The following is a 25,468-nucleotide window of genomic DNA, read 5'->3' as shown; positions in this document are numbered from 1 at the left end:
GAAACCGCGGGCGCCCGCTACGGGCGGGGCCGGTGTGGCGCTGGATAGGCTGGGGTCGCGGGCGCCCCCGAGGGGCGGGCCCGTGCCAGTGAAGACCAGAGCATCAAGGAGACCAATACCCATGGCCGACTCCAGTTTCGACATCGTCTCGAAGGTCGAGTGGCAGGAGGTCGACAACGCGATCAACCAGACCTCCCGCGAGATCGCGACGCGCTTCGACTTCAAGAACGTGGGCGCCGAGATCAGCCGCTCGGGCGAGAAGATCGAGATGAAGGCGAACGGCGAGGAGCGCGTGCGCGCCGTACTCGACATCCTCCAGACCAAGTTCGTGAAGCGCGGCCTGTCGCTGAAGGCCCTGGACGCCAACGAGCCCCAGCTGTCCGGCAAGGAGTACAAGATCTTCGCCAACGTCAAGGAGGGCATCACCACGGAGGACGCGAAGAAGGTCGCGAAGATCATCCGTGACGAGGGCCCGAAGGGCGTCAAGGCGCAGGTCCAGGGCGACGAGCTGCGCGTCAGCTCGAAGAGCCGCGACGACCTCCAGGCCGTGCAGGCCCTGCTCAAGGGCAAGGACCTGGACTTCGCGATCCAGTACGTGAACTACCGCTGACCCTCCGGTCGGCCGGTTCGACGGACGACGGCGCGGCCCTGCTCCCCGCTTCGGGGGCGGGGCCGTTCGCGTCGGCGGGCCGGGGCGGGCGGCGGGGCCGACGGGCGGTGGGGTGCGGGGGGCGGGTCAGCCGGCCGACTCCGCCCAGCCGGCGGTGCTGCGGTGCCGGCCCAGGCCGACCGACTCGAACTCGTCCGCCCGGCCCTCCTCGGTGCGCGCGCCGATCCGTCGCAGGACGTGGGAGATCGGGGTGCCGTCGGCCGGGGCGGGCTCGAACTCGCCGATGGTGAGCGGGCCGAGGGTGACCGCGCCGTCCGCCCAGACGGCGGCGCGCTGGGTGCCGCTGCCGCCGAAGTACTCGGCCTCGACGCAGGCGATCGGGCCGGCCTTCGACCAGGCGGCCAGCCGGAGTTCGAAGCCGTCCGAGTGCCAGCCGAACCCGGCCCCGCCGCGGGGCTTGCGCACGCTGCCGTCCCCCTGGAGCGCGGCGAGGACGGCGGAGGTGACCGGGATCATCGCCAGCCCCTGTGCCAAGGGCACCACCCGGGCCGCCGGAACCTCCGCGGCCGCCACCGTCAGCAGCTCCCGTGTTCCTATCAGCGCCTGGAGTTCATAGGACATGGCGGCCATGGTGTCCCACCGCACCGACAGTCGGCCCGGAATTTATGATTCCGTGCCCGGTCGGAGACCGTAGAGCAGGCTGCGGGGCCTTTGGAGCGGTCCGCGGCCGGTCCGCGGGGCCCGGATCGCGCCGTAGACGTCGCTCCTCCGGTCCTGCCGCCGGTCACCCGCTCGGGTGCTCGCGGCATGCGGCGGCCGCGGCGCCCCGGTGGACTGGCCGGGTACGGCCTCTCTTCCCGACCCCTCCCCCGGCTCCCGCGCGGTCGGGTACTCCCGGCCGGGGCCGTACGGAGGAGGACCGCATGCATGCGCCGGACAGACCCCCGCCGAACCGGACGGCCGCCGCCGCACCGGCCCTGGCGCTCCGCGGGCCGGCCCGCACCCTGCTCGGCCTCGTCCCGGCGCTCGCGCTCCGGCTGTCGGCGGGAGCGATCGCACCGACCCCGCCGATCGCACCAGCAGGACCAACAGGACCGGCCTCCGCCGGGGGCCGCGGCGGCCCACGCCGGGGAGCGCCGGACCCGCCGGCGCCGCGCCGGCCCGCCGGGGCTCCCCCGAGGGCTTCACCAACTCCTCCCGGAAGTGATGGAGTTGACGCGACGGAGGCTCAGCAGAGCCCGTCCGGCCCCAGAGGAGGAACCGCCGTGCCCCGCCCCTTCACCGTGCAGGACCACACCGACCGGATGACCCGTGCCACCGCCGAGGCGACCGCCGCCGGACTGGCCGGCCTGGTCGTCGCCCCCGGCCCCGACCTGGCCTACCTGTGCGGCTACTCGCCCACCGCGATCACCGAGCGGCTGACCGCCCTCGTGCTCGCGGCCGGACGCGAACCCACCCTGGTGGTGCCCAAGTTGGAGCGTCCGGACGCCGAGAAGGCGGTCGGCGCCCCGGCCGTCCGGCTGCTCGACTGGTCCGACGGCGAGGACCCGTTCGCCACCGCGGGCCCGCTGCTCGACCCGGCCGGCCGGTACGGCGTCTCCGACAACACCTGGGCCCTGCACCTGCTCGGCTTCCAGGCCGCGCTGCCCGGCGTCTCCTTCACCTCGCTCACCGACAGCCTGCCGATGCTGCGCGCCGTCAAGGACACCGAGGAGCTGGAGCGGCTGGCCTCGGCCGGCGGCGCGGCGGACGCCGCCTACCGGGGCATCCTGGAGGTCCCCTTCGCCGGCCGCCGGGAGACCGACGTGGCCGCCGACCTCGGCGCGCTGCTCATCCAGTACGGGCACAGCCAGGTCGACTTCACCGTGGTCGGCTCCGGCCCGAACGGCGCCGACCCGCACCACGAGGCCGGTGAGCGGGTCATCCGTACGGGTGACACGGTGGTGCTGGACTTCGGCGGCCTCAAGGACGGCTACGGCTCCGACACCACCCGGACCGTGCACGTCGGCCCGGACGTGCCGGACGAGGTGCGGACGGTGCACGAGCTGGTCCGGCTGGCCCAGCAGACCGCCTTCGAGGCGGTCCGGCCCGGTGTCGGCTGCCAGGAGATCGACCGGATCGCCCGCCGGGTGATCACCGAGGGCGGGTACGGCGAGTACTTCATCCACCGCACCGGCCACGGCATCGGCACCACCACGCACGAACCTCCGTACCTGGTCGAGGGCGAGGAGCGGCCGCTGGTGCCCGGCATGTGCTTCTCCATCGAGCCCGGGATCTACCTGCCCGGCCGGTTCGGGGTGCGGATCGAGGACATCGTCACCGTCACCCCGGCCGGCGGCCGCCGCTTCAACAACACCCCGCACGAGCTGGGCATCGTGGCCTGAGGGCGCCGGACGGTGCCGGAAGGCGCCCGACGGTGTCCGCAGGTGCCCGAGGGCGCCTTCCGGTGCCTGACCGTGTGTCGAACCGGGTGACGACCGGGTCGGACGTTCTTACGATCCGGTCATATTTCACCCAGAGACCTCCAAGTTTGGGTTGCTAGTTTCAGTGCGCATGACCAAGACCCTCTCCCCGGCCCCGCACGACGTGCGGGCCGGGCAGCCGCGCCCGGTGCCTCCGCCCCGCCCCCGCGTGACGGGCTGGTCGAGACTCCGATGGCTGGCCTGGCCGCTCTACCTGACGTGCCTCCTCTGGTTCCTGCGCACCGAGGGCATCCCCGCGGCCAACGACGTGCTGTTCCTCTGGCTGATCGCCGCCCTGCTGACCGGCGCCGTGCACAGCGGGCACGGCCCCCGCGGCTTCCTCCTGGTCCTGCGCGACTGGGTCCCGGTGATGGCCGTGGTGTGGACGTACTCGCTGCTGCGCGGCTACGGCGCGCACACCCCGTGGGCCCCGCACTGGCTGCCGCAGCTGCGCTTCGACGAGGTGCTCGGCTTCGGCGAGACCTGGACCGTCCGGCTCCAGCACGCCCTCTACACCGCCGGCTCGCCGCACTGGTACGACTACGCCGCGGTGGCCGTCTACCTCTCGCACTTCTTCGTCGTCTTCCTGCTGCTCGCGGTGCTCTGGCGGCGCGCCCACCAGCGCTTCCGCCAACTGCTCGCCGCCTACCTGACGCTCACCTTCGCGGGCTTCGCCACCTACCTCCTCTACCCGGCCGACCCGCCGTGGCTGGTCGCCCAGGAGGGCAACCTGCCGCACCTGTCCCGGGTGGTCTGGGAGGTCATCTCGGTGAGCGGGCTGCCGCAGGCCGACTCGCTGCTGGAGAACGGCAGCCAGTTCGCCAACGACGTCGCCGCGATGCCCTCGCTGCACTCCGCCTACCCGGCGATGCTGCTGTTCTTCTTCTGGCCCACCGCCAAGCGCTGGCTGCGGGCGGTGCTGGTCGCCTACCCGCTCGCGATGACCTTCACCCTGGTGTACGGCGCGGAGCACTTCATCATCGACGTCTTCGTCGGCTGGGCGTACGCGGCCGCGGTGGTGTTCGGCCTGCGCCGGCTGCGCGACCGCCGGGCGGCCAGGGCCACGGCCCGGCTCGCGGCCCCGGCCCCGGTCCGTACGGAGGCGACGGCCGAAGGCACGGCCCAGGCCCCGGCCCCGGTCCGTACGGAGGCCTCGGCCGAGGACGCGACCGAGGCCCCGGCCGAGGGCACGGCCCGGACGGAGGCCCCCGCCAAGGGCACGGCAGACTTGGCCGGGTGAATCCGAGCGCACCGATGAAGCCCACCGCCGAGCAGCTGCTGGCCGCCAAGGACAGCACCATCCCGGACGTCTCCGGGCCCGGGCTGCGGGTGCTGTTCTGCGGCATCAACCCGGGCCTGTGGTCCGGCGCCACCGGCCACCACTTCGCCCGCCCGGGCAACCGCTTCTGGCCCGCCCTGCACCGCTCCGGCTTCACCGGGCGCCAGTACCGCCCGGACGAGCAGCGGGAGTTGCTCGCGCTCGGGCTGGGCATCACCAACGTCGCCCCGCGCGCCACCGCCAAGGCGGACGAGCTGACCACCGAGGAGCTGCGCGAGGGCGGCGCCGCGCTGCGCGAGCGGGTGCTGCGGCTGCGCCCGCGCGCCCTGGCCGTGCTCGGCATCGGCGCCTACCGGACGGCCTTCGGGCAGCGCCGGGCCCCGCTCGGGCGGCAGCCGGAGGGCATCGGCGACACCGAGGTGTGGGTGCTGCCGAACCCCAGCGGCCTCAACGCCCACTACACCCTGGACGGGCTGGCCGAGGAGTTCCGCAGGCTCCGGGAGGCTGTCGGGGGCTGAGCGGCCGCCGGGGCCGGGGCCTCTTCCGGAGCCCCGGCCGGTGCCGAAGGACGCGCCGCCGCCGAGGGCCGGGCCGCCACCAGCCCGGCGGGCAGCGGCAGTTCGCGCAGTTCGCGGATCAGCGCCCGGACGGCGGCCGTCCCGGCCAGCTCGGGCGTGGTGACGTACCCGACGGAGCGGCTGGGCGGCCGCGGCCCGAGGTCGGTGACGGCGAGGCCGGCCGGGGCGCCGAGCAGGGCGGTCCGGGGCATGATCGCCATGCCGAGGCCCTGGGCGACCAGCGAGACGGCCACCGTGTCGTCCTCCACGTCCACGGTCGCGGGCGGGATCCAGTCCTGCCGCTGCCACCAGTCCCGGGTGTACGAGCCGCAGTTCTCGTCCCAGTCGACCAGCGGGAGTTCGCGCGGCGCCGGGTGGCCCTGCGGGTGCGCGAGCGCGTACGACTCCTCGTACAGTCGCACCGCGACCAGGCCCGGGACGGGCGGCGGGCCGCCCGCGTCGAGCGTCGCCAGCCCGAGGTCGGCGCGCCCGTCGGCGACCTCCCCGGCGCTGCCCCGGCCGAGCTCCCGGACGATCCGGACCCGGGTGCCGAGCCCGGGGTGGCGCTCGGCGAGCCGGGCCAGGACGGGTGGCAGCAGGTGGGCGGCGGCGCTGCGGAAGGCGGCGATCCGCAGGGTGCCGGTCAGCGGCCCGTCCGCTCCCGCGCCGCGCACCTCGGGGCCCATCGCGTCCAGCAGCCGCAGGATCCGGCGGGCGTACGCCACCGCCCGCGCGCCGCCCTCGGTGGGGCGTGCGCCGTGGCGCCCGCGGTCGAAGAGCACCGTGCCCAGCTTCCGCTCGCAGGCGCGGACGGCGTGCGAGACGGCGGACTGGGTGGTGCCTAGGCGTGCGGCGGCCGCCGTGAAGCTCCGCTCCTCCTCGACGGCGACCAGGGTCCGCAGCTCGTGCGGGGCGAGATCGGTCATGCGCCCGAATCTAATCCGCGGGCCCGCGATCCATCGATCCCGCTCATGGACCGGCCCGTTCCATCGACCGCCGCCCCTGCCCGGCCGCTCCCGCGCTTCCTACGGTGATCACGTCCCGCCGAGCCCCCCGCGCACCTGGAGCAGCCCCGATGTCCCGTCCCACCGCCCGCGCCGTCCACCTGGTCGCCCGCCCCGACGGCGCGCCGACCGCCGCGGACTTCGCCTTCGTCGACGAGACCGTCCCGGCCCTCGCGGCGGGCGAGGCCCTCGTCGAGAACCTCTACCAGTCCGTCGACCCGTACATGCGCGAGGAGATGGAGGAGGGCGGCTGGGCGCTGCACGCCCCGCTGGAGGGGCGCACCCTCGGCCGGGTGGTGGAGTCCCGGGCCGACGCCCTGCCGGTCGGGGCGCTGGTCCAGCACCGCCAGGCCTGGCGCACCCTCTCGGTGGTCACCGCCGAACGGGCGAGCCTGCTCCCCGACCTCGCCGGCGTCCCGCTCAGCGCCCACCTGTCGGTGCTCGGCGGCACCGGCCTGTCCGCCTGGGTCGCGCTGACCAGGATCGCCCGGCTCCAGCCCGGCGAGACGCTCTTCGTCTCGGCGGCCGCGGGCGGCGTCGGCACCGCCGCCGGACAGCTCGCCCGCCTGCTCGGCGCCGGCCGGATCGTCGGCAGCACCGGCTCCGCCGCCAAGGCCGCCCGCCTCACCGAGCGGCTCGGCTTCGACGCCGCCTTCGACTACCACGACGGCCCGATCGCGGACCGGCTGCGCGAGGCCGCGCCGGAGGGGCTGCACGTCTACCTGGACAACGTCGGCGGCGACCACCTGGAGGCCGCCATCGGCGCCCTGCGCGAGCGCGGCCGGATCGCCTGGTGCGGCGCGGTCGCCCAGTACAACCGGCTCGGGAACCCGCCGGCCGCGCCGCGCAACCTGTTCGACGTGGTCGGGAAGAGCCTGCGGCTGGAGGGCTTCCTGGTCCGCGACCACCTCGACGCCCGGCCGGAGCTGTACGACTTCCTCGTCCCGCACCTGCGCTCGGGCGCCGTCGTCCCGGACGAGACGGTCGTGGACGGCTTCAACCGGGTGGTGGACGCCTTCCTCGGCATGCTGCGCGGCGAGAACACCGGCAAGATGCTGGTCCGGATCGCCGACTGACCGCCCCGTGCCCCGCCGCAGCGCCCGCCCCGGCGGCACTCACCCGGGCAGCGGCAGCACGGCCAGGTCGAGCGCGGCGAGCCGGGCCGGGTCGGCCACCACCTCGTAGCCGGCCACCCGGCCGTCCGCGACCGCCATCCGCAGCACCAGCCGCAGCCGCCCGTCCGGGGCGATCAGGATCCCGGGCACCCCGTCCACCAGGGCCACCGCGCCGTACCGGGCCCGGCGGCCGAAGACCGTGGTCTCCCTGGCGACGGCCTGCGCGCCCCGGGCCACCAGGGCGCGGCCCGGTGGCAGCGCCGCCGGATCGGCCCGGCGCACCACGTCCGGCGCCAGGACGGCCAGCAGGTCGGCCAGGTCCCCGCCCCGGGCGGCGGCCAGGAAGGCCTCCACCACCCGCCGGTGCCCGGCCAGCGGCTCCGGGGGCAGCGCGGCCGTCCCCCGGACCCGCTGCCGGGCCCGGCTGGCCAGCTTCTTCGCGGCCACCGGGGTCCGCCCGACGATCGGCGCGATCTGGTCGAAGGGCACCGCGAAGCCGTCGTGCAGCACGAAGGCGACCCGCTCGGCCGGGCCCAGCCGGTCCAGCACCACGAGCAGCGCCCGGCCCACCGACTCGACCAGCAGCGCCTCCCGCTCCGGCTCCGGGCCGCCGCCCGCCGCCTCCGGCAGCGCCTCGTCGGCCGGCTCCTCGCGGCGCGCGGCACGGGCCCGCAGCAGGTCCAGGCAGATCCGGGAGACCACCGTGGTCAGCCAGCCGGGCAGGTTGTCGATCTCCGCCGGACCGGTGCGGACCAGCCGCAGCCAGGCCTCCTGCACGGCGTCCTCGGCCTCGCCGGTCGAGCCGAGCATCCGCTGGGCGATCGCCCGCAGCCGGCCGCGCTCGGCCTCGAAGCGCTCCTCCGGCGCCTCGGCCCGCCGCCCCGGGGCCGCCGCCGCCCCGGCCGCCGCTCCCGACATCGCGTCCCGGTCCATCGGTCACCTTTCCTCGGCGCGGCCCGTCACCGCTATGACGATCCGTCCTCCTCCGAGGTGACCGGGAGACCACCATGACCTCCACCACGCTGCTCCACCTGGACTCCAGCATCAGCCCGTCCGGCTCGGTCAGCCGCGCCCTGACCGCCCGCTTCGCCGACGCCTGGCACGCCCGGCACGGCACCGCCGGCCGGGACCGGTACCGGTACCGCGACCTCGCCGCCGACCCGGTGCCCGCGGTGCGCGCCGCCTACGACGCCCTCGGCCGCCGCACCGAGCGCAAGGGGATACTCCCGCTGGACGACATCGGCCGCCTCCCCGAAGGGCCGGACGAGGCGCACGAGTGGACGCTCAGCCGCCCGCTGATCGAGGAGCTGCGGGCCGCCGGCACCCTGCTGGTCGGCAGCCCGATGTACAACTACACCGTCTCGGCCGGCCTCAAGGCGTGGATCGACCGGGTCACCTTCCCCGGCGTCCACCACGACCCGGAGACCGGCGAGCCGCTGCTGCGCGACACCCGCGTGGTGGTCGTCGCCGTCCGCGGCGGCGGCTACGCGCCGGGCACCCCGCGCGCCCACTGCGACTTCCAGGTCCCGTACCTGCGGGCGTACTTCGACCGGATCGGGGTCGCGCCGGAGCACCTGCACGTGGTCACCGCCGAGCTCACCAGGGCCGCGGACGTCCCGGCGCTGAACGCCCTCCAGCCGCTCGCCGCCGAGTCGCTGGCGGCGGCCGAGGCCGCCCTCGACGAGCTGGCCGCGACGCTCTGAGCCGCCCTGACAGGGCCTGGCCGGGCGGCGGCCGCTACAGCGGGGTGACGGCCTTGAGCACCACCAGCAGGGCCACGGCGGCGTTGAGCGCGCACAGCGCCGACACCGCCGTGCCGATCGCCGCGACCATCGCCGCCAGGCCCGCCGGGGTCTTGGCCGGCGGCCAGTTGCGGGAGGTCGGCACCGGGCCGAGCAGCGCGGCGACCCGGCGCGGCACCGGGCCGGCCGAGGCCGCCGCCGCGGCCGGGGTGGCGAAGGCCGCGAAGCCGGGCGCCGGGGCGGCGTGCGAGACCAGCGCCGCCCGGGCCACCGCCCGCGCGGTGATCCGGCGGTCCCCCACGGCCTGCGCCGACTCCTCGTCCGCCCACCGCTCCGCGCTGAACGCCACCGCGTGCTGCAGCGGCCGCAGGAACGGGTTGACGCAGGCGGCGAGCTGGGTGGTCAGCAGGTACCGGTGGTGCCGGTGGCGCAGGTGCGCCCGCTCGTGCGCGAGCAGCGCCTCGCGCTCGTCGGCGGCCAGGCCGGCCAGCATCCCGGTGGAGACCACCACCCGGCCGGGCGAGCCGGGCAGCGCGTAGGCGTACGGGCTGTGGTCCGGCAGCACCGCGAGGTCGCCGGACTCCCCCGGCTCCGCGGGCAGCCCGCTCAGCGCCCGGCGGGCCCGGTTCCGCACCCGCAGGTGCCGGACGACCGTCCGGGCGCAGGCCAGGACCACCAGGGCCAGCAGCCACATCGCGGCCGTGCCGACCGTCTCGTGGTACGGCAGCGCGGCCCGCACCTCCGGGTCGGACCAGCTGTCCGGCAGCGGGTTGCCGGGGATCTGCGCGGTGCCGACCACGCCGATCAGTCCGAGGCAGAGCACGCTGCACACCGCCATCACCGCGCTGATCACGGTCATCAGCCGGGCCGCGCCGCGCGGATGCAGGTGCTGCTCGGTCAGGCGCGCGATCGGGACCGCGGTGAGCGGCAGGACGAGCGGGAGGAAGACGAAGAAGCCCACGGGTCAGCTCTCACGGTCGGGCGCCGCCGGATCGGCGGACGCGGCGTCCAGCAGCGCCCGCAGCAGTTCCTCGTCGTGCGGCAGCAGCGCGCTGACGAAGCTGGCCAGGACCGCGTCCCGGTCGGCCTCCCCGTCGAGCATCCGGCGCATCCGCAGCGCGGCCAGCCCGGCGGCGTCCGCGGAGGCCTGCCACAGGTAGGAACGGCCGGCGCGGGTCCGGGTCACGGCGTTCTTGGCATGCAGCCGGGACAGGATGGTCATCACGGTGGTGTACGCCAGGTCGCCCTCCAGGCGTTCCTGGACCCACCCCGCGGCGGCCGGGCCGGGCGCCTGCTGGAGCACCGCGAGCACCTGCGCCTCCAGCTCGCCCTGGCCTCGTCGTCGGGGCGGCGCGTCCCCGGCCGTCGGGGCGTGCCTCTGGTCTGCCATGACGGCCCACTCCCTCCGGATGCCGCGCCCGGACCGGCGGGCGCGGGTTCATCCTAACGAGCGCGGGGCCGCGCCGATCCGGTCGGAGCGAGGGTTCGGGGGCGTACGGCGCCGCTCCGCCCCGGGGCCGGTGCCGCCCGCCTGGTCAGCTCCGGGGCCGGTCCCGTCCGCCCGGTCAGCTCCGGGCCCGCTGGGTCACCGCGATGCAGACCAGCACCACCACCGCGGTGACCGGCGCCGCGGCCGGCAGGTGCTCGCCGAGCAGCAGCACCGACCAGACCAGCGTCAGCAGCGGCTGCGCGAGCTGGAGCTGGCTGGCCCTCGGCACCCCGATCGCGGCCATCCCCCGGTACCAGAGCACGAGCCCGCCGAGCTGCGAGACCGCCGCCGTGTACGCCAGCCCGGCCAGTGCCTTCGCCCCGAGCCGGACCGGCTCGGCGCCCAGCCCGAGCACGGCGGTCAGCAGCGTCGCGGGCAGCGCGACCAGCACCGCCCAGGCGATCACCTGCCCGCCCGGCAGGTCCCGGGAGAGCCGCCCGCCCTCGGCGTACCCGGCGGCGCAGAGCAGCACCGCCACGAAGAGGTAGAGGTCGGCGGCGGTCGGCCGGCCGTGGCTCTGGACCAGGGTGAAGGCGAGCACCGCCGCGGCCCCGGCGAGCGCCGCCGCCCAGAACGCCCCGGACGGCCGGCGGCCGGTGCGCAGCGCCGAGACCACCGCCGTGGCCAGCGGCAGCACGCCGATGACCACCGCCGAGTGGGCGGTCGAGGAGGTGCGCAGGGCGAGCGTGGTGAGCAGCGGGAAGCCGAGGACGCAGCCGGCCGAGACCACCAGCAGCCCGGGCCACTGCCCCCGCCGCGGCGGCCGGGCGCGGACGGCCAGCAGGTAGAGCGCGGCCAGCACAGCGGCCAGGACGCCGCGCAGACCGGTCGCGGTCCACGGGCCGAAGCCGGTCAGGGCCCACGCGGTGGCGGGGAAGGTGAGCGAGAAGGAGGCCACCCCGAGGGCCGCGAGGGCGGTGCCGGAAGCGGGGGCCGGTCGAGGTGCTATCGCCTTCGGGCGGATAGCGCTATCTTGTGCCGTCATGAACGAGCGTAGCAGCGTGACCGAACTCGCCGACATCCTGCGGCGGGAAGTGGAGCGCTACCCGGAGGGGCGGAAACTGCCCGCCAGCCGGGCGCTGGTGGAGCGCCACCAGGTCAGCCCGGTGACGGTCTCCCGGGCCATCGCGGTGCTCGTCGCCGAGGGGCTCGTGGTCTCCCGGCCGGGCGCCGGGGTGTTCCGGGCGGCCGCCTTCGCCGCGGCCCCGGCCGTCCCCGCCCCGCCGGCCGGCCGGACCGGCGACCTCTCCTGGCAGGAGATCGCGCTCAGCGCCGACTCCGGCCCGCGCGACCTGCTCGCCGCCCCGGTGTTCGACACCCTCCGGGTGCCCGCGCCCGACGTCATCGACCTCAACAGCGGCTACCCGCACGCCTCGCTGCTGCCCGAACGGCTGCTCGCCGCCGTCCTCGCCCGGGCCGGCCGGCGGCCGGGCGCCTGGGACCGCCCGCCCACCGACGGGCTGACCGAACTGCGCGGCTGGTTCGCCCGCGACATCGGCGGCCACGGCGGGCCGATCGGCGCCGGGGACGTCCTGATCACCGCCGGCGGGCAGAGCGGGCTGACCGTCGCCATGCGGGCGCTCGCCGCGCCCGGCTCGCCGGTGCTGGTGGAGTCGCCGACGTACTCGGGCATCCTGGCGGTCGTCCGGGCGGCCGGGCTGCGGCCCGTCCCGGTGCCGGTCGACGCCGACGGCGTGCGCACCGACCTGCTGGCGGAGGCCTTCGCGGCCACCCGGGCGCGGGTCTTCCTCTGCCAGCCGCTGTTCCAGAACCCCACCGGCGCGGTGCTGTCGCCCGTACGGCGGGAGGAGGTGCTGCGGATCTCCCGGGCGGCCGGGGCCTTCGTGGTCGAGGACGACTTCGCCCGGCTGCTGGTCCACGCGGACGCCCCCGCGCTGCCGCGCCCGCTCGCCGCCGACGACCGGGACGGGGTCGTGGTGCACCTGCGCTCGCTGACCAAGGCGGCCTCCCCCAACCTGCGGGTCGGCGCCCTCACCGCGCGCGGCCCGGCGCTGGCCCGGCTGCGGGCCACCCAGGTGGTGGACAGCTTCTTCGTGCCCCGGCCGCTCCAGGAGGCCACCCTGGAACTGGTCTCCGACCCCGCCTGGGCCCGCCACCTGCGCACCCTCGGCGCCGAACTGCGCGACCGCCGCACCGCCGCCGTCGCCGCCCTGCACCGCGAGCTGCCCGGCGTCGTCGGCACCCACCGCCCCGGCGGCTACCACCTGTGGCTGCGCTTCCCCGACGGCGTCGACGACACCACCCTCGCCAGGGCCGCCCTGCGCGCCGGCGTCCAGCTCTCCCCCGGCCGCCCGTACCACCCCGCCGAGCCCCCGGCCCCCCACCTCCGGCTCAGCTACGCCGCCGCCGAGAGCTCCGCCCAGGTCGCCGAGGGCGTCCACCGGCTGCGGCTCGCGTACGAGGAGCTCGCGGACTGACGCCCCGGGGCGCTGCTAGACCCGCCCGCCCGCCATCCGCTCCAGGCGGGCGATCCGCTCGGCCATCGGCGGGTGGGTGGAGAAGAGCCGCGCACCGGCCTCGCCGGGCCGGAACGGGCTGGCGATCATCATGTGGCTCGCGGTCTGGAGCTGCGGCTCGGGCGGCAGGGGCAGCTGACGGGTGCCCGCGTCGAGCTTGCGCAGGGCGCTGGCGAGGGCGAGCGGGTCCCCGGTGATCCGGGCGCCGTCGGCGTCGGCCTGGTACTCGCGGGAACGGCTGACCGCCATCTGGATCAGCCCGGCCGCGAGCGGGCCGAGGATCATGATGGCGAGCATCCCGAACAGCCCCGGGCCGTCGTCGTCGTCGCTGCGCCCGAACGGCACCAGCCAGGCGAAGTTCACCAGGAACATCACCACCGAGGCGAGCGCCCCGGCCACCGAGGAGATCAGGATGTCCCGGTTGTAGACGTGGCTCAGCTCGTGCCCGAGCACGCCCCGCAGCTCGCGTTCGTCCAGGATCCCCAGGATGCCCTCGGTGCAGCAGACCGCCGCGTTGCGCGGGTTGCGGCCGGTGGCGAAGGCGTTCGGGGCCGGGGTCGGGGAGATGTAGAGGCGGGGCATCGGCTGGCGGGCGGAGGTGGAGAGCTCGCGGACGATCCGGTACAGCCCGGGTGCCTCGAACTCGCTGACCGGCCGGGCCCGCATGGCCCGCAGCGCGAGCTTGTCGCTGTTCCAGTAGGCGTAGGCGTTGGTCCCGAGGGCGACCAGCAGGGCGATCACGAAGCCGGTGCGGCCGAAGAGGCCGCCGATCACCAGGATCAGCGCGGAGAGGCCTCCGAGCAGGACGGCGGTCCTCAGTCCGTTGTGCCGGCTGTGCACGTCAGGCCCTCCAATGGTGCGGTGGGGAAGCCCTTTCTGCCTCGTCCCTCTTGCCCGGTCAACGGGTGGGGCCGGGGACCTTGTTCCCTTGTGACCGACGTGACACCGCCGGGCCGCACCCCCGGTACCACCGCACCGTCACCGGGCCGTCACGGCGGAGCGGCCCGGCCTCACCCCCGGATCGGCCCGACCCGGGCCCGGAACCACGGCCCGGCCCGGCCCGGCCCGGGCTCAGAACAGCGAGCCGCCCGCCACCTGGAGGACCAGCTGCGGCGCCACCGAGAGGACCACGGCGGCGGAGGCGGTGAGCCCCAGCGTCGCGGTGAGGCTCACCGGCAGGCGGTGCCCGGCGGCGGCCGCGTCGAGGGGCGCGTCGCCCGCCGGGGCGAACAGCCGGGCCGTCCAGAGCAGGTAGTAGTACAGGGCGACGACCACGTTGACGGCCATCACCACGGCGAGCCAGCCCAGCCCGGCGTCGACCGCCGCGCGGAACACCACGACCTTGCCGAACAGGCCGACCACGCCCGGCGGCAGCCCGGCCAGGCAGAGCAGGAAGAAGGCGAGCGCCAGCGCCGTCCAGCGGTTGCGGGCGAACAGGCCGCGGAAGTCGTCCACGCTGGTCCCGGCCCGGCGGCCGACGGCGGCGACCACCCCGAAGGCGCCGAGGTTCACCACGCCGTAGATCAGCGCGTACGCGGCGGTGGCGCCGAGCGGGTCGACGCCGGTGGGCGCGTAGCCGGCCGCGGCGAGCGGCACCAGCAGGTACCCGGCCTGGCCGACCGAGGACCAGGCGAGCAGCCGCACCACGCTGTACCGGGTGTCGAAGCGCTGCCGCAGCGCGCCGACGTTGCCGACGGTCATGGTGACGGCGGCCAGCACCGCGAGCACCAGGCCCCAGGTGTGGGCGTACGGGCGGAATGCGACGGTGGTGGCGAGCGCGAGCCCGGACAGGCCGGCCGCCTTGCCGACCACCGAGAGGTAGCCGGCCACCGGCAGCGGGGCGCCGGTGTAGGTGTCGGGCACCCAGAAGTGGAACGGGACGGCGGCGACCTTGAAGGCGAAGCCGACCAGGGTGAGCACCGCGCCCGCCTCGGCCAGCGGCCTGAGCTGTCCGGGGGCGTGCTCCAGGCCCTGGGCGACGGCGCCGAGGTGCAGGCTGCCGCTCGCCGCGTAGACGAAGCCGACGCCGAGCAGCATCACGGCGGTCGCGGTCACCGAGGAGACGAAGAACTTGAACGCGGCCTCGGCGCCCCGGCCGTCCCGGCGCAGCGCGACCAGGGCGAAGGCGGGCAGCGAGGCGACCTCCAGGGCGATCACCATGGTGGCGAGGTCCCGGGAGGCGGGCAGCAGGGCGGCGCCGGTGGCGCTGGAGAGCAGCAGGAACCAGTACTCGCCGCGCGGCAGCTTCTCGTCCTCCACGGTGTGCATCGACAGCAGGGCCGCGATCAGCGCGCCGCCGAGGGCGAGCAGCTGGAACACCAGGGCGAAGTGGTCGGCGACGTACGAGCAGCCGCCGTTGTCGGACCCCCCTGCTACGTTCTGCACGCAGAAGGTGGCGCGGGGTGACGATCCGGTGAGGGGAAGGAGCGCGATGAGGGCGAGGGCGAGTCCGGCCGCGGTGAGGCGGCCGAGCCACTTCTTGTGCCGCTCGGGCAGGAACAGGTCCGTGAGCAGCACGGCGAGGGCGGCCACGGCGGCGATCAGCGGGGGCGCGATCGCCACCCAGTCCACGGACTGGATCAGGCTGCCCGGGTTGGCTACGGCGAGGGAGGTCACAGTGTGCTGCCCCGTGGAGTGAGGTCCGAGTGCGGCGGTCTGGGCTGCGAGCACGGTCAGCCACCCCCGAGGAGGTGCTTGACGGCGGGGTCGGAGAGGCCGAGCAGCAGCGCGGGCCAGAGTCCGGCGAGCAGGGTGAGCGCGGCCAGCGGCGTCCAGCTGACGGCCTCGTACGGGCGCAGGTCGGCGAGTTCGGCCACCGGGGCGGGCTGCTCGGGGTCGCCCATGCAGACGCGCTTGACCACGATCAGGAGGTACGCGGCGGTGAGGAGGGTGCCGAGGCCGGCCAGGACCATGTAGGTGACGAACGCGGGGCGCGACAGGCCGGCGGCCGGGTCGAACGCGCCGAACATGGCGAGCAGCTCGCCCCAGAAGCCGGCCAGGCCGGGCAGCCCGAGGCTGGCGACGGCGGCGAAGGCGAGCAGTACGCCGAGCCGCGGGGCCCGGCCGTACAGGGCGGCGCCGGTGGTGCCGGCCAGGGTGTCGAGGTCGGCCGTGCCGTAGCGGTCCTTGAGCGCGCCGACGACGAAGAACAGCAGGCCGGTGATCAGGCCGTGGGCGATGTTGGCGAACAGCGCGCCGTTGACGCCCACCGGGGTGAGGGAGGCGATGCCGAGCAGCACGAAGCCCATGTGGCCGACGGAGGAGTACGCGATCAGGCGCTTGAGGTCGCCCTTGGCGCCGGGGCGGGCCAGCGCCAGGCAGGCCAGTGAGCCGTAGACGATGCCGACGGCCGCGAAGGCTCCCAGATAGGGGGCCAGGGTGGCGGCGCCGTCCGGCACGACCGGGAGGAGGACGCGGACCAGGCCGTAGGTGCCCATCTTCAGCAGCACGCCGGCGAGCAGCACCGAGCCCACCGTCGGGGCGGCGGTGTGCGCGTCGGGGAGCCAGCTGTGCAGCGGCCAGGCGGGGGCCTTGACCGCGAGCCCGACCAGGATCGCCAGCGCGGCGATCACCTGGGTGGTGTGGCTCAGGCCGCCGCCGTGCGCGGCGGCCAGGGCCTGCATGTCGAAGGTGCCGGCCTTGCTGCCGATCAGCAGGAAGCCGAGCAGCATCACGGCCGAGCCGAGCAGCGTGTAGAGGATGAAGCGGTTGGCGGACGGCACCTTCGCGCCGCTCCCCCAGCGGGCGATCAGGAAGTACATCGGGATCAGCACGATCTCGAAGGCCAGGAAGAAGAGCAGGAGGTCCAGGACCGCGAAGGTGGCGAGCATGCCGACCTCGAGCAGGAGGAACAGCCCGACGAAGGCCTGCGCCGAGGGCACGGTCTCCCCGTCCGGCAGCCGCTTCTCCGAGTACAGCGCGCAGAGGAAGGTGAGCAGCGCGGTCAGCACGACCAGCGGCAGCGAGACGCCGTCCACGCCGAGGTGGAGGCGCACGTGCAGGGCCGGGATCCAGGACACGTCGGTGGTGGCCTGCATCCGGGCGGGTTCGTCGTGGTCGAAGCCGGCCGCGAGGGCGACGGCGAGCAGGAGCACCGCGCCGGTGACGACGGTGTTCAGCCGCAGGGCCCGCCGGTCGGCCACGGCCCGGTCCGGCCCGAACACCGGCGCCAGGGTGAGTGCGGCACCGAGCAGCGGCAGCAGCAGGAGGGCGATGAGGACTGCGTTCATCGGGGGCTCCCAGCAGCGGTCGAGGTGGCGGAGGTCGAGGACAGCAGCACCGGCTACACCGCCACCAGGACGGCCAGCAGGACGACGCCGGCCAGCAGGGCGCTGAGGTACGTCTGCGCGTTGCCGGTCTGCGCGAGCCGGACGACCCGGCCGAGCAGGTTGGCGCCCGCTCCGCTGCCGCGCACGTAGGTCTCGACGACCTCGCGGTCGAGGAAGCGGACCAGCTTCGCGGCGGCGCCCACCGGGCGGACGAACAGCGCGTGGTAGAGCCGGTCGACGCCGAAGCCGTGCCGGGCCGGGCCGAACAGCGGGCCCAGCAGGGTGCGCCCGGGGTCGGCGACGATCACCTCGGCGGCCGGGGCTCCGCCCTGCTCGGGCACCCTCCCCCAGCCTCCGGCCGGGGCCGGGCGGCCGGTGCCCAGCCGGGCGGTCGCCGAGCGCCAGGCGCCGTACGCGGCGATCACGCCGACCGCGGCGAGCCCGGTCCCGGTGACGGCGGTGACCGCGGAGGGCCGCAGCGAACCGCCGTCCAGGAGCGCGGGCAGCCAGTCCGAGCGCAGGCCGACGATGCCGAAGCCCATGGTCGGCACGGCCAGCACCCAGAGCGGCCAGCGCATCGCGGGCGGCTCGGCGGTGGCCGGGTCGGCCTCGTCGAGTTCGGGCGAGTACGGCGCCCCTGCCTCGTGGTCGGCCGGTGCCGGTACCAGGGCCTGGACCCGGGCCTTGGCGGCCGCGGCCGTCGGCACGGCGGCCCCGGCCGGGCTGTGGAACGCCAGCAGGAAGAGCCTGGTCGCGTACGCGGCGGTGAGCAACGCGGTGAGCCCGGCGGAGATCAGCACGATCCACCCGGCCGCCTGCGGCACCGCCGAGGCCGGGCCGAGCCCGTTGGTCAGCGCCTCGCCGTTGGCGGCGTGCTCGGCGGCGGTCAGCACCGCCTCCTTGCTGAAGAAGCCGGAGAACGGCGGCAGCCCGACCAGGGCGACGAGCGCGATGCCCGTCGTCCAGTAGGCGTCCGGCACCCGCTTGCGCAGCCCGGGCATGCGGGACATCGCGGAGATCGAGTTGGTGTGCGCGGCGTGGATCACCACGCCGGCGGCCAGGAACAGCAGCGCCTTGAACGCGCCGTGGCTGACCAGGTGGAAGACCGAGGCCTCGCGGTCCCCGCTGGCCAGCGCGCCGGCCATGTAGCCGAGCTGGCCGACGGTGGAGTAGGCGAGCACCCGTTTGAGGTCGTCCTGGGCGAGCGCGCAGAGCGCCGAGCCGATCATCGTCACGGCGGCCATCACCGCGAGCACGACCAGCGCCGCGCCCGACAGCAGGAACACCGGCAGCAGCCGGGCGACCAGGTAGATGCCGGCCGCGACCATGGTGGCGGCGTGGATCAGCGCGGACACCGGGGTCGGGCCGGCCATCGCGTCCGGGAGCCAGGTGTGCAGCGGGAACTGGGCGCTCTTGCCGGCCACGCCGGCGAGCAGCAGCAGCGCGGTCAGCGTCGGGTGCCCGAGCCGGCCCTCCGTCGCGGCCGCCAGCACGTCCGGGACGCGGAAGCTGCCGGCGTCCGCGCCGAGCAGGAAGATCCCGAACAGGAACGGCACGTCACCGAGCTTGGTGACCAGGAAGGCCTTCAGCGAGGCCGAGCGGGCGTCCGCGGTCTCCCAGTGGTGGCCGATCAGGAAGTACGAGCACAGGCCCATGACCTCCCAGCCGACCAGCAGCACGATCAGGTCGCCCGAGTAGACCACCAGGAACATCGCCGCGGTGAACAGCGAGACCAGCGCCGCGTACGAGGGGTAGCGCGGGTCCTCCTTGAGGTACGCGGTCGAGTAGACCTGGACGCAGGTGGCGACCAGGCCGACCAGCACGGAGATCAGCGAGCTGAAGCCGTCCAGGTGGAGGCCGAGCGTGATGTCCGGGCCGCCGGTCGGGGTGAGCCGGGTGCCGGCGTCCAGGGTCCGGCCGGTGCCGAGCTGGAGGGCGACCACCAGGGCGAGCACGGCCGCGACGGCGACCGGGACGATCGCCAGCGGCCGGGCCAGCCCGGGCGCCTTCCGGCCGACGGCCAGGGTCGCGGCGGCGCCGAGCGCGGGCAGCGCGGGGACGAGTACGGGCAGGGCGAGGTTCATGCGGCGGCCTGGCCCTTCAGTGCCTCGGCTCCGGTCGGCGTCCCGGCGCCGACCGGCGTCTCCTCGACGGCGAGCGCCTCGCCCGGGTCGCCGAGCGCGGTGGCCCGGTCGATGTCCGCGGTGCCCCGGGCCCGGAACAGCAGCAGGACGATGGCGAGCCCCAGCCCGACCTCGGCGGCGGCGACGGTGATGGTGAACAGGGTGAGCGCCTGCCCGGCGTGCAGCGAGTCCCGCAGCCACGCGTCGAAGGCGACCAGGTTGAGGTTGACGGCGTTGAGCATCAGCTCGACGGACATCAGCACCAGGACGGCGTTGCGCCGGGCGAGCACGCCGTACACGCCGACGCTGAACAGCAGCGCGGCGAGGACGGCGGGGTATGCGAGGTGCATCAGCTCTCCTCCAGCGCGGACGGCGCGGACGAGGCAGTGGGGGCGCCCGCGGTCGTGCCGGCGGCCGCGTTCGCGGCGACCGTCCCGTTGGACCCGACCGGCCGCCCGGCGCGCAGCCTGCCCGCCCGGGGCGGCGGCACCCGCCGCCCCGAGCCGCGCGACAGCACGATCGCGCCGACCAGCGCCGCCAGCAGCAGCACGGACAGCGCCTCGAAGGGCAGCACCCAGTGCCGGAACAGGCTGGCCCCGGTGACGGCGGCCGAGCCGCCGCCCTGGCCGAGGTCGATCCAGGAGGTCCGGAAGGCGTCGACCACCAGCGTGACCAGCGTCCCGGCCGCGGCCAGCGCCACGACCAGGGCCACCCAGCGGTTCTTGGAGTCGGCGTCCGGCGAGCGCCCGATCGGCGCCTTGGTGAGCATCAGCCCGAACAGCACCAGGACGACCACCGAGCCGAGGTAGATCAGCACCTGCACCCAGGCGATGAACTCGGCCGTAAGCAGCAGGAACTCCACCGCCAGCCCGCCGAGCGCGACCACCAGCCAGAGCGCGGCGTGCACCAGCTGCCGGGTGGTCACCGAGACCACGGCCGAGCCGAGCACGGCGATCCCGACCAGCAGGAAGACGATCTCCTGCCCGGTCGGGGACAGGAACGAACGGGCGGCCGGCTCCAGGGAGCCGGTCGCCGCGAGAAGCGTGGTGGCACCGGTCACGCGTCGTCACCCTTCTCCTCGAGGGCCGCCGCGGCGGCGGCCGCCAGCTTGTCCGCGGTCTTGCGCGCGGTGGCGATCTCCTTGGGCTCCTCGGCCGCCGGGTCCAGCGCCGGCGGCGCGGGGACGGTCCACATCCACTCGCGGAGCTTCTCCCGCTCGTGGGTCAGCTCGTGGATGTCGGTCTCCGCGTACTCGAACTCCGGCGACCAGAACAGCGCGTCGAAGGGGCAGACCTCGATGCAGATCCCGCAGTACATGCAGAGCGAGAAGTCGATGGCGAACCGGTCCAGCACGTTGCGGGTACGGGCCCGGGCGTTCGGCTCGGCGGCCGGCAGCGTCTCCTTGTGGGAGTCGATGTAGATGCACCAGTCCGGGCACTCGCGCGCGCAGAGCATGCAGACCGTGCAGTTCTCCTCCAGCAGCGCGATGACGCCGCGCGAACGCGGCGGCAGCACCGGCTGCACGTCGGGGTACTGCGCGGTGACGCTCTTCCTCGTCATCGTCCGCAGCGTCACGGCCAGGCCCTTGGCGAGCCCGATACCGGGGAAACTCATGAGATCGCCACCTTGATGATGCCGGTGAGGGCCAGCTGGACCAGCGCGAGCGGGATCAGCACCGTCCACGCGAAGCGCATCAGCTGGTCCTCGCGCAGACGCGGGTAGGTGACCCGCAGCCAGATGACCACGAAGGCCAGCGCGAAGGTCTTGAGGATCATCCAGAGCCAGCCGAGCTGGTCCGGCAGCGGTCCGTGCCAGCCGCCCAGGAAGAGCACCGCGGTCAGTGCGGACACCACCAGGATGCCCACGTACTCGGACAGCAGGAACAGGGCGAACCGCAGGCCGGTGTACTCGGTGTACGCGCCGAAGATGATCTCCGAGTCGGCGATCGGCATGTCGAACGGCGGGCGCTGGAGTTCGGCCAGACCGGCCGTGAAGAAGACGAACGCCCCGATCAGCTGCCAGGGCAGCCAGTACCACTCCCAGGCGTCCACGATCCCGGGCAGCGACAGCGTTCCGGCGGCCATCGCCACCGAGGCCGCCGCCAGCACCAGCGGCAGCTCGTACGACATCAGCTGCGCGGCCGTGCGCAGGCCACCGAGCAGCGAGAACTTGTTCGCCGAGGCCCAGCCGGCCATCAGCTTGCCGATCACGCCGACGCCCATCACGGCGAGCACGAAGAACAGCCCGGCGTCGATCGCCTGGCCGACGAAGCCGTCCGGGCCGACCGGGATCGCCAGCAGCACGAAGAGGTACGGCAGCAGCGAGACGGCGGGCGCCAGCTGGAAGACCCGGCGGTCCGCCCCGGCCGGGACGATGTCCTCCTTCTGCGCGAACTTCACGCCGTCCGCGACGAGCTGCGCCCAGCCGTGGAAGCCGCCCGCGTACATCGGGCCGAGCCGGCCCTGCATGTGCGCCATGACCTTGTGCTCGGTCTGGCCGATGACCAGCGGGAGGACCAGGAAGACGACGAGGGTGGCGACGCAGCGCAGCACCGTGTCGAGCAGGTTCACGCGCCTTCTCCGTCCTGGTCGGCCGGTCCGGCCGAGGTCTCGTCCTTCTGCTCGACCGGCTTGCCCAACTTGCCGGGCTCGGCGGGCTCGCCCGACGGCTTCTCCTCGTGGGCGGGCACCGGGTTGTGCCAGGGCGCGTCGGAGGACCGGGGCGCGTCGGAAGGCCGGGGCCGTACGGGAGCCGCGGGCTCGGCCGTCGGCTCGGCGGCCGGTTCGGCGGGAGCCTCGGCGGCCGTCTGACTGGCCGACCCCTCGGAGACCGACCGGGTCCGCCGCGGCCGGTCCGCCCGCACCGGCGGGGCGCCCTCGGCCGGAGCGGCCGCGGGAGCCTCGGCGCCCGCCTGGCTCGCCGACCCCTCCGACACCGACCGGGTCCGCCGCGGCCGGTCCGCCCGCACCGGGGCACCGCCCTCGGCGCCCGCGGCAGCCGCACCGGCGCCAGCGCCGGCCGCACCAGCGGCACCGGCGCCCGCAGCCGCCCGGGGCGTCCGCGCCGCCGCCCCCGCCGCCCGCGCACCGCGCGCGGGCCGCTCGGCGACCGGCGGCAGGGTGCCCTTGAGCGGCCCCCACTCGTTCGGGTCCGGCACACCGGCCGGCTGCATCTTGCGCCGGGCCGGCCCGCCGCCGTGGTCGGACTCGCCCGGCTCCTTGGCGCCCGGCCAGTCCTTGGCGACCCGGGCCGCGAGCACGAACTCCTTGCGCAGCGGGTTCCCCTCGAAGCCGTCCGGCAGCAGCAGGGTGGCCAGGTGGGGGTGTCCGGGGAAGTCGATGCCGAACATCTCGTGGGTCTCGCGCTCGTGCCAGGCGGCACCGGCGTACACCGGGACGGCGGTCGGCAGCGCGGCCCGGTCGCGCGGCACCCGGGTGCGCAGCGCGAGGTGCCGGACGCCGGGCGCCTCGACGGCGGCCAGGTGCGCGACCACGGAGAAGCCCTCGGCGAGCTCGTCGACGGCGCTCAGCCAGTCGAAGAAGCCCAGGCCCAGGACGTCCCGGGCGTTGGTGAGCGCCTCGGTCCAGTGCTCGGCGGGGACGTCGACGGTGACCAGCCCGTACGCCTCGGCGCCGGTCGCCCACTCCCCGACCGACGCCGCGTACTGCTCGGCGGATGTCACGAGACCCCTCCCTCGGTCGAAGCGCCGGCCGCGGTCCCGGGCGCGGAGCCTGCCGCGGAGCCGCTCGCGGTACCGGCCGCGGAAGCCCCCGAAGGCCCGGCCACCAGCGGCCGGCGCAGCGCCGCCGCGGGCGCGGGCACGGTGTAGCGGTCCGGCAGGGACTCGGTGGCGATCTTCTCCTGGAGCTTGAGGATGCCCTGGAGCAGCGCCTCCGGCCGCGGCGGGCAGCCGGGCACGTAGACGTCCACCGGGATGATCTGGTCCACGCCCTTGGTGACCGAGTAGGAGTCCCAGTAGGGGCCGCCGGAGTTGGAGCAGGCGCCGAAGGAGATGACGTACTTCGGCTCGGGCATCTGCTCGTAGAGGCGCTTGACGGCGGGCGCCATCTTGTCGGTGACCGTCCCGGAGACGATCATCAGATCAGCCTGACGGGGTCCGGGCGCGAACGGGATGACACCCATCCGGATGAAGTCGTGTTTGGCCATCGAGGCGGCGATGAACTCGATCGCGCAGCAGGCCAGCCCGAAGTTGAAGCACCAGAGGCTGTAGCGGCGCCCCCAGTTGAGCACCACCTTGACCGGGTCCGGCGCGAGCCGGGCCAGCGGGCCGAGGCCGCGGCGCTCGACGGCGCCGGGGCGCGCGGGGTCCGGCAGGCCGAGCGGGACGGGACCGCCCTGTGTGCCGCCGTGCGAGTGGGAGTGCGTCACGTCCATTCCAGAACGCCCTTCTTCCAGGCGTAGAGCAGCCCGACCGCGAGGAAGCCGATGAACAGGAACATCTCGATCAGCGTCCCGGCGCCGTACCCGGCGGTGGCGAAGACGGTCGCCCAGGGGAACAGGTAGATCGCGTCCACCGCGAAGATCACGTACAGGAAGGCGTACACGTAGTAGCGGATCTGGGTGTGCGCCCAGTCCTCGCCCACCGGGTCCACCCCGCACTCGTAGGCGAGGAGTTTCTCGGGCGAGTACACCACGGGCCGCAGCAGCCGGTTGGCGGTGAACGCCACGGCGACGAAGAGCACCCCGACGACGGCCATCAGGCCCATCGCGGCGTACGCGTCGAAGTAGCCGCTGCCGACCGCCGGGTCGGCCGCGACGGCAGCCGCGTGCTTCCCCTCCATGCCTTCGCCTCCACCTCGGCCGTGAACCCGCCCTCAAGACAGTTCTACGACGTTTGCTCTCACCGGCCCAACCATGGCCAAAGCGTGAGTCTAAGGGGACCGCTCCGCTCCGCCCGAACCCTGCCCGCTCCGCAAGACGGCCGGTGGACACCCGGGCGGGCGTCCGGTGACCGGCCCCGGGGGTGGGGTTAACCCCCGGCCGGGAAGATGTATCACCCCCATGGCCCCCACCGCTCCCGGTTCGGGAAGCTTGGTCCAGCCGCACGACGAAGTAGGGACGGTAGATCCGCATGAAGCCGCTGCACCGCGCCGTGGACGCCATCAAGGAGCAGGACGCCCGGATGGAGCGCCCACCGCTGTACGGCACGAGGATGTGGCACCAGGTCGGCCAGTTGCTGCTGAACCTGCCGCTCGGCATCTTCGGCTTCGTGCTGGCCATGACCGCGCTGTCGGTCGGCCTGGGCCTGTCGGTCACCGTGCTCGGCCTGCCGATGCTGGCCGGCGGCCTGGCCGTCTCGCGCTCCCTGGGCACGCTGGGCCGGCGGCGGGCGCGCGCCGCGTACGGCTCCGCGATCGACGAGCCGGAGCCGGTGAAGCCGCGCCGCCCGGGGGTGGTCGGCTACACCATCGCCCAGCTCACCGACCTGCTGAACTGGCGCTCGGCGCTCTACAACGTGCTGATGCTGCCCTGGGGCGTGCTCAGCTTCGCCCTGACCCTGGTCTCGGTGATCGTGCTCTGGCCGGTGCTGCCCTGGGTGATCCGCGGGCTGGCCTCGGTCGACCGCATCCTGATCGAGTCGCTGCTCTTCCCGGGCGCCCTGGCCGAGCGGGTGCGCGAGCTGGAGGACGACCGCGGCACCGTGGTCGACACCGCCGCCGCCGACCTGCGCCGGATCGAGCGCGACCTGCACGACGGCGCCCAGGCCCGGCTGGTCGCCCTGGCGATGGACCTCGGCATGGCCAAGGAGCGGCTGCGCGAGGTGGAGTCCGAGGACGACATGGCGGCCGCCGCGAAGATGGTCGACAACGCCCACGGCGAGGTGAAGCTGGCCCTCCAGGAGCTGCGCGACCTGGCCCGCGGCATCCACCCGGCGGTGCTCACCGACCGCGGCCTGGACGCCGCGCTGTCCTCGGTCGCCGCCCGCTGCACCGTCCCCGGCGGGGTCCGGGTGAGCGTCGACCTGAGCGGCCCGGACGGGCAGCCCGAGCGCCCGGACTCGGCGGTCGAGGGCATCGCCTACTTCACCGTCAGCGAGCTGCTGACCAACGTCTCCAAGCACGCCGGCGCCCGCTCCGCCACGGTCGAGGTCTGGCGCTCGGACAACCAGCTGATGGTGCTGGTCCAGGACGACGGCAAGGGCGGCGCGGCCCCGTACCCGGGCAGCGGCCTGGCCGGGCTGGCCGAGCGGATCCGCGCGGTGGACGGGGTCTTCCTGGTGGACAGCCCCGACGGCGGCCCGACCACCGTCACCGTCGAGCTGCCCTGGCGCACCCGCACCGCCCGCCGCTGAGCGCGGGAACAGCACGGCACAGTAGGGCG

25 protein-coding genes are annotated in these 25,468 nt (G+C 75.1%); 8 read left to right on the top strand and 17 right to left on the bottom strand.

What is annotated here, in order from left to right; genetic code table 11:
* The first annotated feature begins 121 nt into the window (after nucleotides 1-121).
* Entirely contained in the window at nucleotides 122-610 is a 489-nt protein-coding gene (locus ACFRQN_RS22325; RefSeq protein WP_049652087.1) for a YajQ family cyclic di-GMP-binding protein, read from the top strand.
* 126 nt (nucleotides 611-736) lie between these two features.
* Here ACFRQN_RS22325 and ACFRQN_RS22320 read toward each other — a convergent pair whose 3' ends face one another.
* Complete coding sequence (locus tag ACFRQN_RS22320; protein ID WP_074004049.1) at nucleotides 737-1,231, bottom strand: hypothetical protein; 495 nt, start codon at nucleotides 1,229-1,231, stop codon at nucleotides 737-739.
* Nucleotides 1,232-1,914: 683 nt separating this feature from the next.
* Here ACFRQN_RS22320 and ACFRQN_RS22315 point away from each other — a divergent pair.
* The 3 genes from ACFRQN_RS22315 (at nucleotide 1,915) to mug (ending at nucleotide 4,869) form a co-directional block, all read left to right on the top strand.
* Nucleotides 1,915-2,994 (top strand): M24 family metallopeptidase, encoded by a 1,080-nt coding sequence (locus ACFRQN_RS22315; protein ID WP_375876952.1) that lies wholly within the window; start codon nucleotides 1,915-1,917, stop codon nucleotides 2,992-2,994.
* Nucleotides 2,995-3,163: 169 nt separating this feature from the next.
* Nucleotides 3,164-4,312: a phosphatase PAP2 family protein gene (locus ACFRQN_RS22310; protein ID WP_380741646.1), complete on the top strand. Its 1,149-nt coding sequence runs from the start codon at nucleotides 3,164-3,166 to the stop codon at nucleotides 4,310-4,312.
* A gap of 14 nt (nucleotides 4,313-4,326) precedes the next feature.
* Nucleotides 4,327-4,869, top strand: coding sequence for a G/U mismatch-specific DNA glycosylase (gene mug / locus ACFRQN_RS22305; protein WP_049652089.1), 543 nt, complete (start codon nucleotides 4,327-4,329; stop codon nucleotides 4,867-4,869).
* On the opposite strand, the gene ACFRQN_RS22300 is transcribed toward mug, so the two are convergent.
* A complete protein-coding gene (locus tag ACFRQN_RS22300) occupies nucleotides 4,809-5,834 on the bottom strand; it encodes a LysR family transcriptional regulator (protein ID WP_079272382.1) in 1,026 nt (341 codons plus the stop codon). The genes mug and ACFRQN_RS22300 overlap by 61 nt on opposite strands.
* 149 nt (nucleotides 5,835-5,983) lie before the next feature.
* On the opposite strand from ACFRQN_RS22300, the gene ACFRQN_RS22295 reads away from it, so the two are divergent.
* Nucleotides 5,984-6,988, top strand: a complete 1,005-nt coding sequence (locus ACFRQN_RS22295; RefSeq protein WP_380741645.1) for an NADP-dependent oxidoreductase — start codon at nucleotides 5,984-5,986, stop codon at nucleotides 6,986-6,988.
* Between the two features lie 39 nt (nucleotides 6,989-7,027).
* Here the strand turns inward: ACFRQN_RS22295 and ACFRQN_RS22290 are convergent, their stop codons facing one another.
* A complete protein-coding gene (locus ACFRQN_RS22290) occupies nucleotides 7,028-7,945 on the bottom strand; it encodes a sigma-70 family RNA polymerase sigma factor (RefSeq protein WP_074004051.1) in 918 nt (305 codons plus the stop codon).
* 89 nt (nucleotides 7,946-8,034) lie between these two features.
* Here ACFRQN_RS22290 and ACFRQN_RS22285 point away from each other — a divergent pair, with 89 nt between their 5' ends.
* A complete protein-coding gene (locus ACFRQN_RS22285) occupies nucleotides 8,035-8,730 on the top strand; it encodes an NAD(P)H-dependent oxidoreductase (protein ID WP_380741644.1) in 696 nt (231 codons plus the stop codon).
* 34 nt (nucleotides 8,731-8,764) lie between these two features.
* On the opposite strand, the gene ACFRQN_RS22280 is transcribed toward ACFRQN_RS22285, so the two are convergent.
* The 3 genes from ACFRQN_RS22280 to ACFRQN_RS22270 form a co-directional block, all read right to left on the bottom strand.
* Entirely contained in the window at nucleotides 8,765-9,730 is a 966-nt protein-coding gene (locus ACFRQN_RS22280) for a M48 family metalloprotease (RefSeq protein ID WP_117488272.1), read from the bottom strand.
* Nucleotides 9,731-9,733: 3 nt separating this feature from the next.
* Nucleotides 9,734-10,159 (bottom strand): BlaI/MecI/CopY family transcriptional regulator, encoded by a 426-nt coding sequence (locus tag ACFRQN_RS22275; RefSeq protein ID WP_049656591.1) that lies wholly within the window; start codon nucleotides 10,157-10,159, stop codon nucleotides 9,734-9,736.
* Nucleotides 10,160-10,334: 175 nt separating this feature from the next.
* Entirely contained in the window at nucleotides 10,335-11,243 is a 909-nt protein-coding gene (locus ACFRQN_RS22270) for a DMT family transporter (protein WP_074003988.1), read from the bottom strand.
* Here ACFRQN_RS22270 and ACFRQN_RS22265 point away from each other — a divergent pair.
* The gene (locus ACFRQN_RS22265; protein WP_049656596.1) at nucleotides 11,242-12,696 is read left to right on the top strand and encodes a PLP-dependent aminotransferase family protein; all 1,455 of its coding nucleotides are present in this window, start codon (nucleotides 11,242-11,244) and stop codon (nucleotides 12,694-12,696) included. The genes ACFRQN_RS22270 and ACFRQN_RS22265 overlap by 2 nt on opposite strands.
* A gap of 15 nt (nucleotides 12,697-12,711) precedes the next feature.
* On the opposite strand, the gene htpX is transcribed toward ACFRQN_RS22265, so the two are convergent.
* The 11 genes from htpX to ACFRQN_RS22210 form a co-directional block, all read right to left on the bottom strand.
* Entirely contained in the window at nucleotides 12,712-13,575 is an 864-nt protein-coding gene (htpX, locus tag ACFRQN_RS22260; RefSeq protein ID WP_049656598.1) for a zinc metalloprotease HtpX, read from the bottom strand.
* A gap of 231 nt (nucleotides 13,576-13,806) precedes the next feature.
* Nucleotides 13,807-15,351 carry an NADH-quinone oxidoreductase subunit N gene (locus tag ACFRQN_RS22255; protein ID WP_380741643.1) on the bottom strand — a complete coding sequence of 515 codons (1,545 nt, stop codon included), beginning with the start codon at nucleotides 15,349-15,351 and terminating at the stop codon, nucleotides 13,807-13,809.
* Between the two features lie 56 nt (nucleotides 15,352-15,407).
* Nucleotides 15,408-16,964, bottom strand: a complete 1,557-nt coding sequence (locus ACFRQN_RS22250; protein WP_380741642.1) for a NuoM family protein — start codon at nucleotides 16,962-16,964, stop codon at nucleotides 15,408-15,410.
* 53 nt (nucleotides 16,965-17,017) lie between these two features.
* Nucleotides 17,018-19,087, bottom strand: coding sequence for an NADH-quinone oxidoreductase subunit L (locus ACFRQN_RS22245; RefSeq protein ID WP_375876939.1), 2,070 nt, complete (start codon nucleotides 19,085-19,087; stop codon nucleotides 17,018-17,020).
* Entirely contained in the window at nucleotides 19,084-19,476 is a 393-nt protein-coding gene (nuoK, locus tag ACFRQN_RS22240) for an NADH-quinone oxidoreductase subunit NuoK (protein ID WP_049660586.1), read from the bottom strand. Before nuoK ends, ACFRQN_RS22245 begins: the two co-directional genes overlap by 4 nt.
* Nucleotides 19,476-20,186: an NADH-quinone oxidoreductase subunit J gene (locus ACFRQN_RS22235; protein ID WP_380741641.1), complete on the bottom strand. Its 711-nt coding sequence runs from the start codon at nucleotides 20,184-20,186 to the stop codon at nucleotides 19,476-19,478. The genes nuoK and ACFRQN_RS22235 overlap by 1 nt, the downstream gene beginning before the upstream one ends.
* Nucleotides 20,183-20,740, bottom strand: coding sequence for a NuoI/complex I 23 kDa subunit family protein (locus ACFRQN_RS22230; protein ID WP_380741640.1), 558 nt, complete (start codon nucleotides 20,738-20,740; stop codon nucleotides 20,183-20,185). Before ACFRQN_RS22230 ends, ACFRQN_RS22235 begins: the two co-directional genes overlap by 4 nt.
* Nucleotides 20,737-21,696: an NADH-quinone oxidoreductase subunit NuoH gene (gene nuoH / locus ACFRQN_RS22225; protein WP_369808373.1), complete on the bottom strand. Its 960-nt coding sequence runs from the start codon at nucleotides 21,694-21,696 to the stop codon at nucleotides 20,737-20,739. Before nuoH ends, ACFRQN_RS22230 begins: the two co-directional genes overlap by 4 nt.
* A complete protein-coding gene (locus ACFRQN_RS22220) occupies nucleotides 21,693-22,808 on the bottom strand; it encodes an NADH-quinone oxidoreductase subunit C (RefSeq protein ID WP_380741639.1) in 1,116 nt (371 codons plus the stop codon). Before ACFRQN_RS22220 ends, nuoH begins: the two co-directional genes overlap by 4 nt.
* A complete protein-coding gene (locus ACFRQN_RS22215; RefSeq protein ID WP_380741638.1) occupies nucleotides 22,805-23,521 on the bottom strand; it encodes an NADH-quinone oxidoreductase subunit B in 717 nt (238 codons plus the stop codon). The genes ACFRQN_RS22220 and ACFRQN_RS22215 overlap by 4 nt, the downstream gene beginning before the upstream one ends.
* Nucleotides 23,512-23,928 (bottom strand): NADH-quinone oxidoreductase subunit A, encoded by a 417-nt coding sequence (locus tag ACFRQN_RS22210; protein ID WP_049657666.1) that lies wholly within the window; start codon nucleotides 23,926-23,928, stop codon nucleotides 23,512-23,514. The genes ACFRQN_RS22215 and ACFRQN_RS22210 overlap by 10 nt, the downstream gene beginning before the upstream one ends.
* Nucleotides 23,929-24,269: 341 nt before the next feature.
* Between ACFRQN_RS22210 and ACFRQN_RS22205 the strand changes: the two genes are divergently transcribed.
* Entirely contained in the window at nucleotides 24,270-25,439 is a 1,170-nt protein-coding gene (locus ACFRQN_RS22205) for a sensor domain-containing protein (RefSeq protein WP_049657675.1), read from the top strand.
* Nucleotides 25,440-25,468 lie beyond the last annotated feature (29 nt).

Origin of the sequence: Kitasatospora sp. NPDC056800, assembly GCF_042789775.1 — a bacterium.
Taxonomy (GTDB): Bacteria; Actinomycetota; Actinomycetes; order Streptomycetales; family Streptomycetaceae; genus Kitasatospora.
The sequence above is the reverse complement of the archived record's forward strand: the minus strand, read 5'-3'. Positions and strand labels throughout refer to the sequence as shown.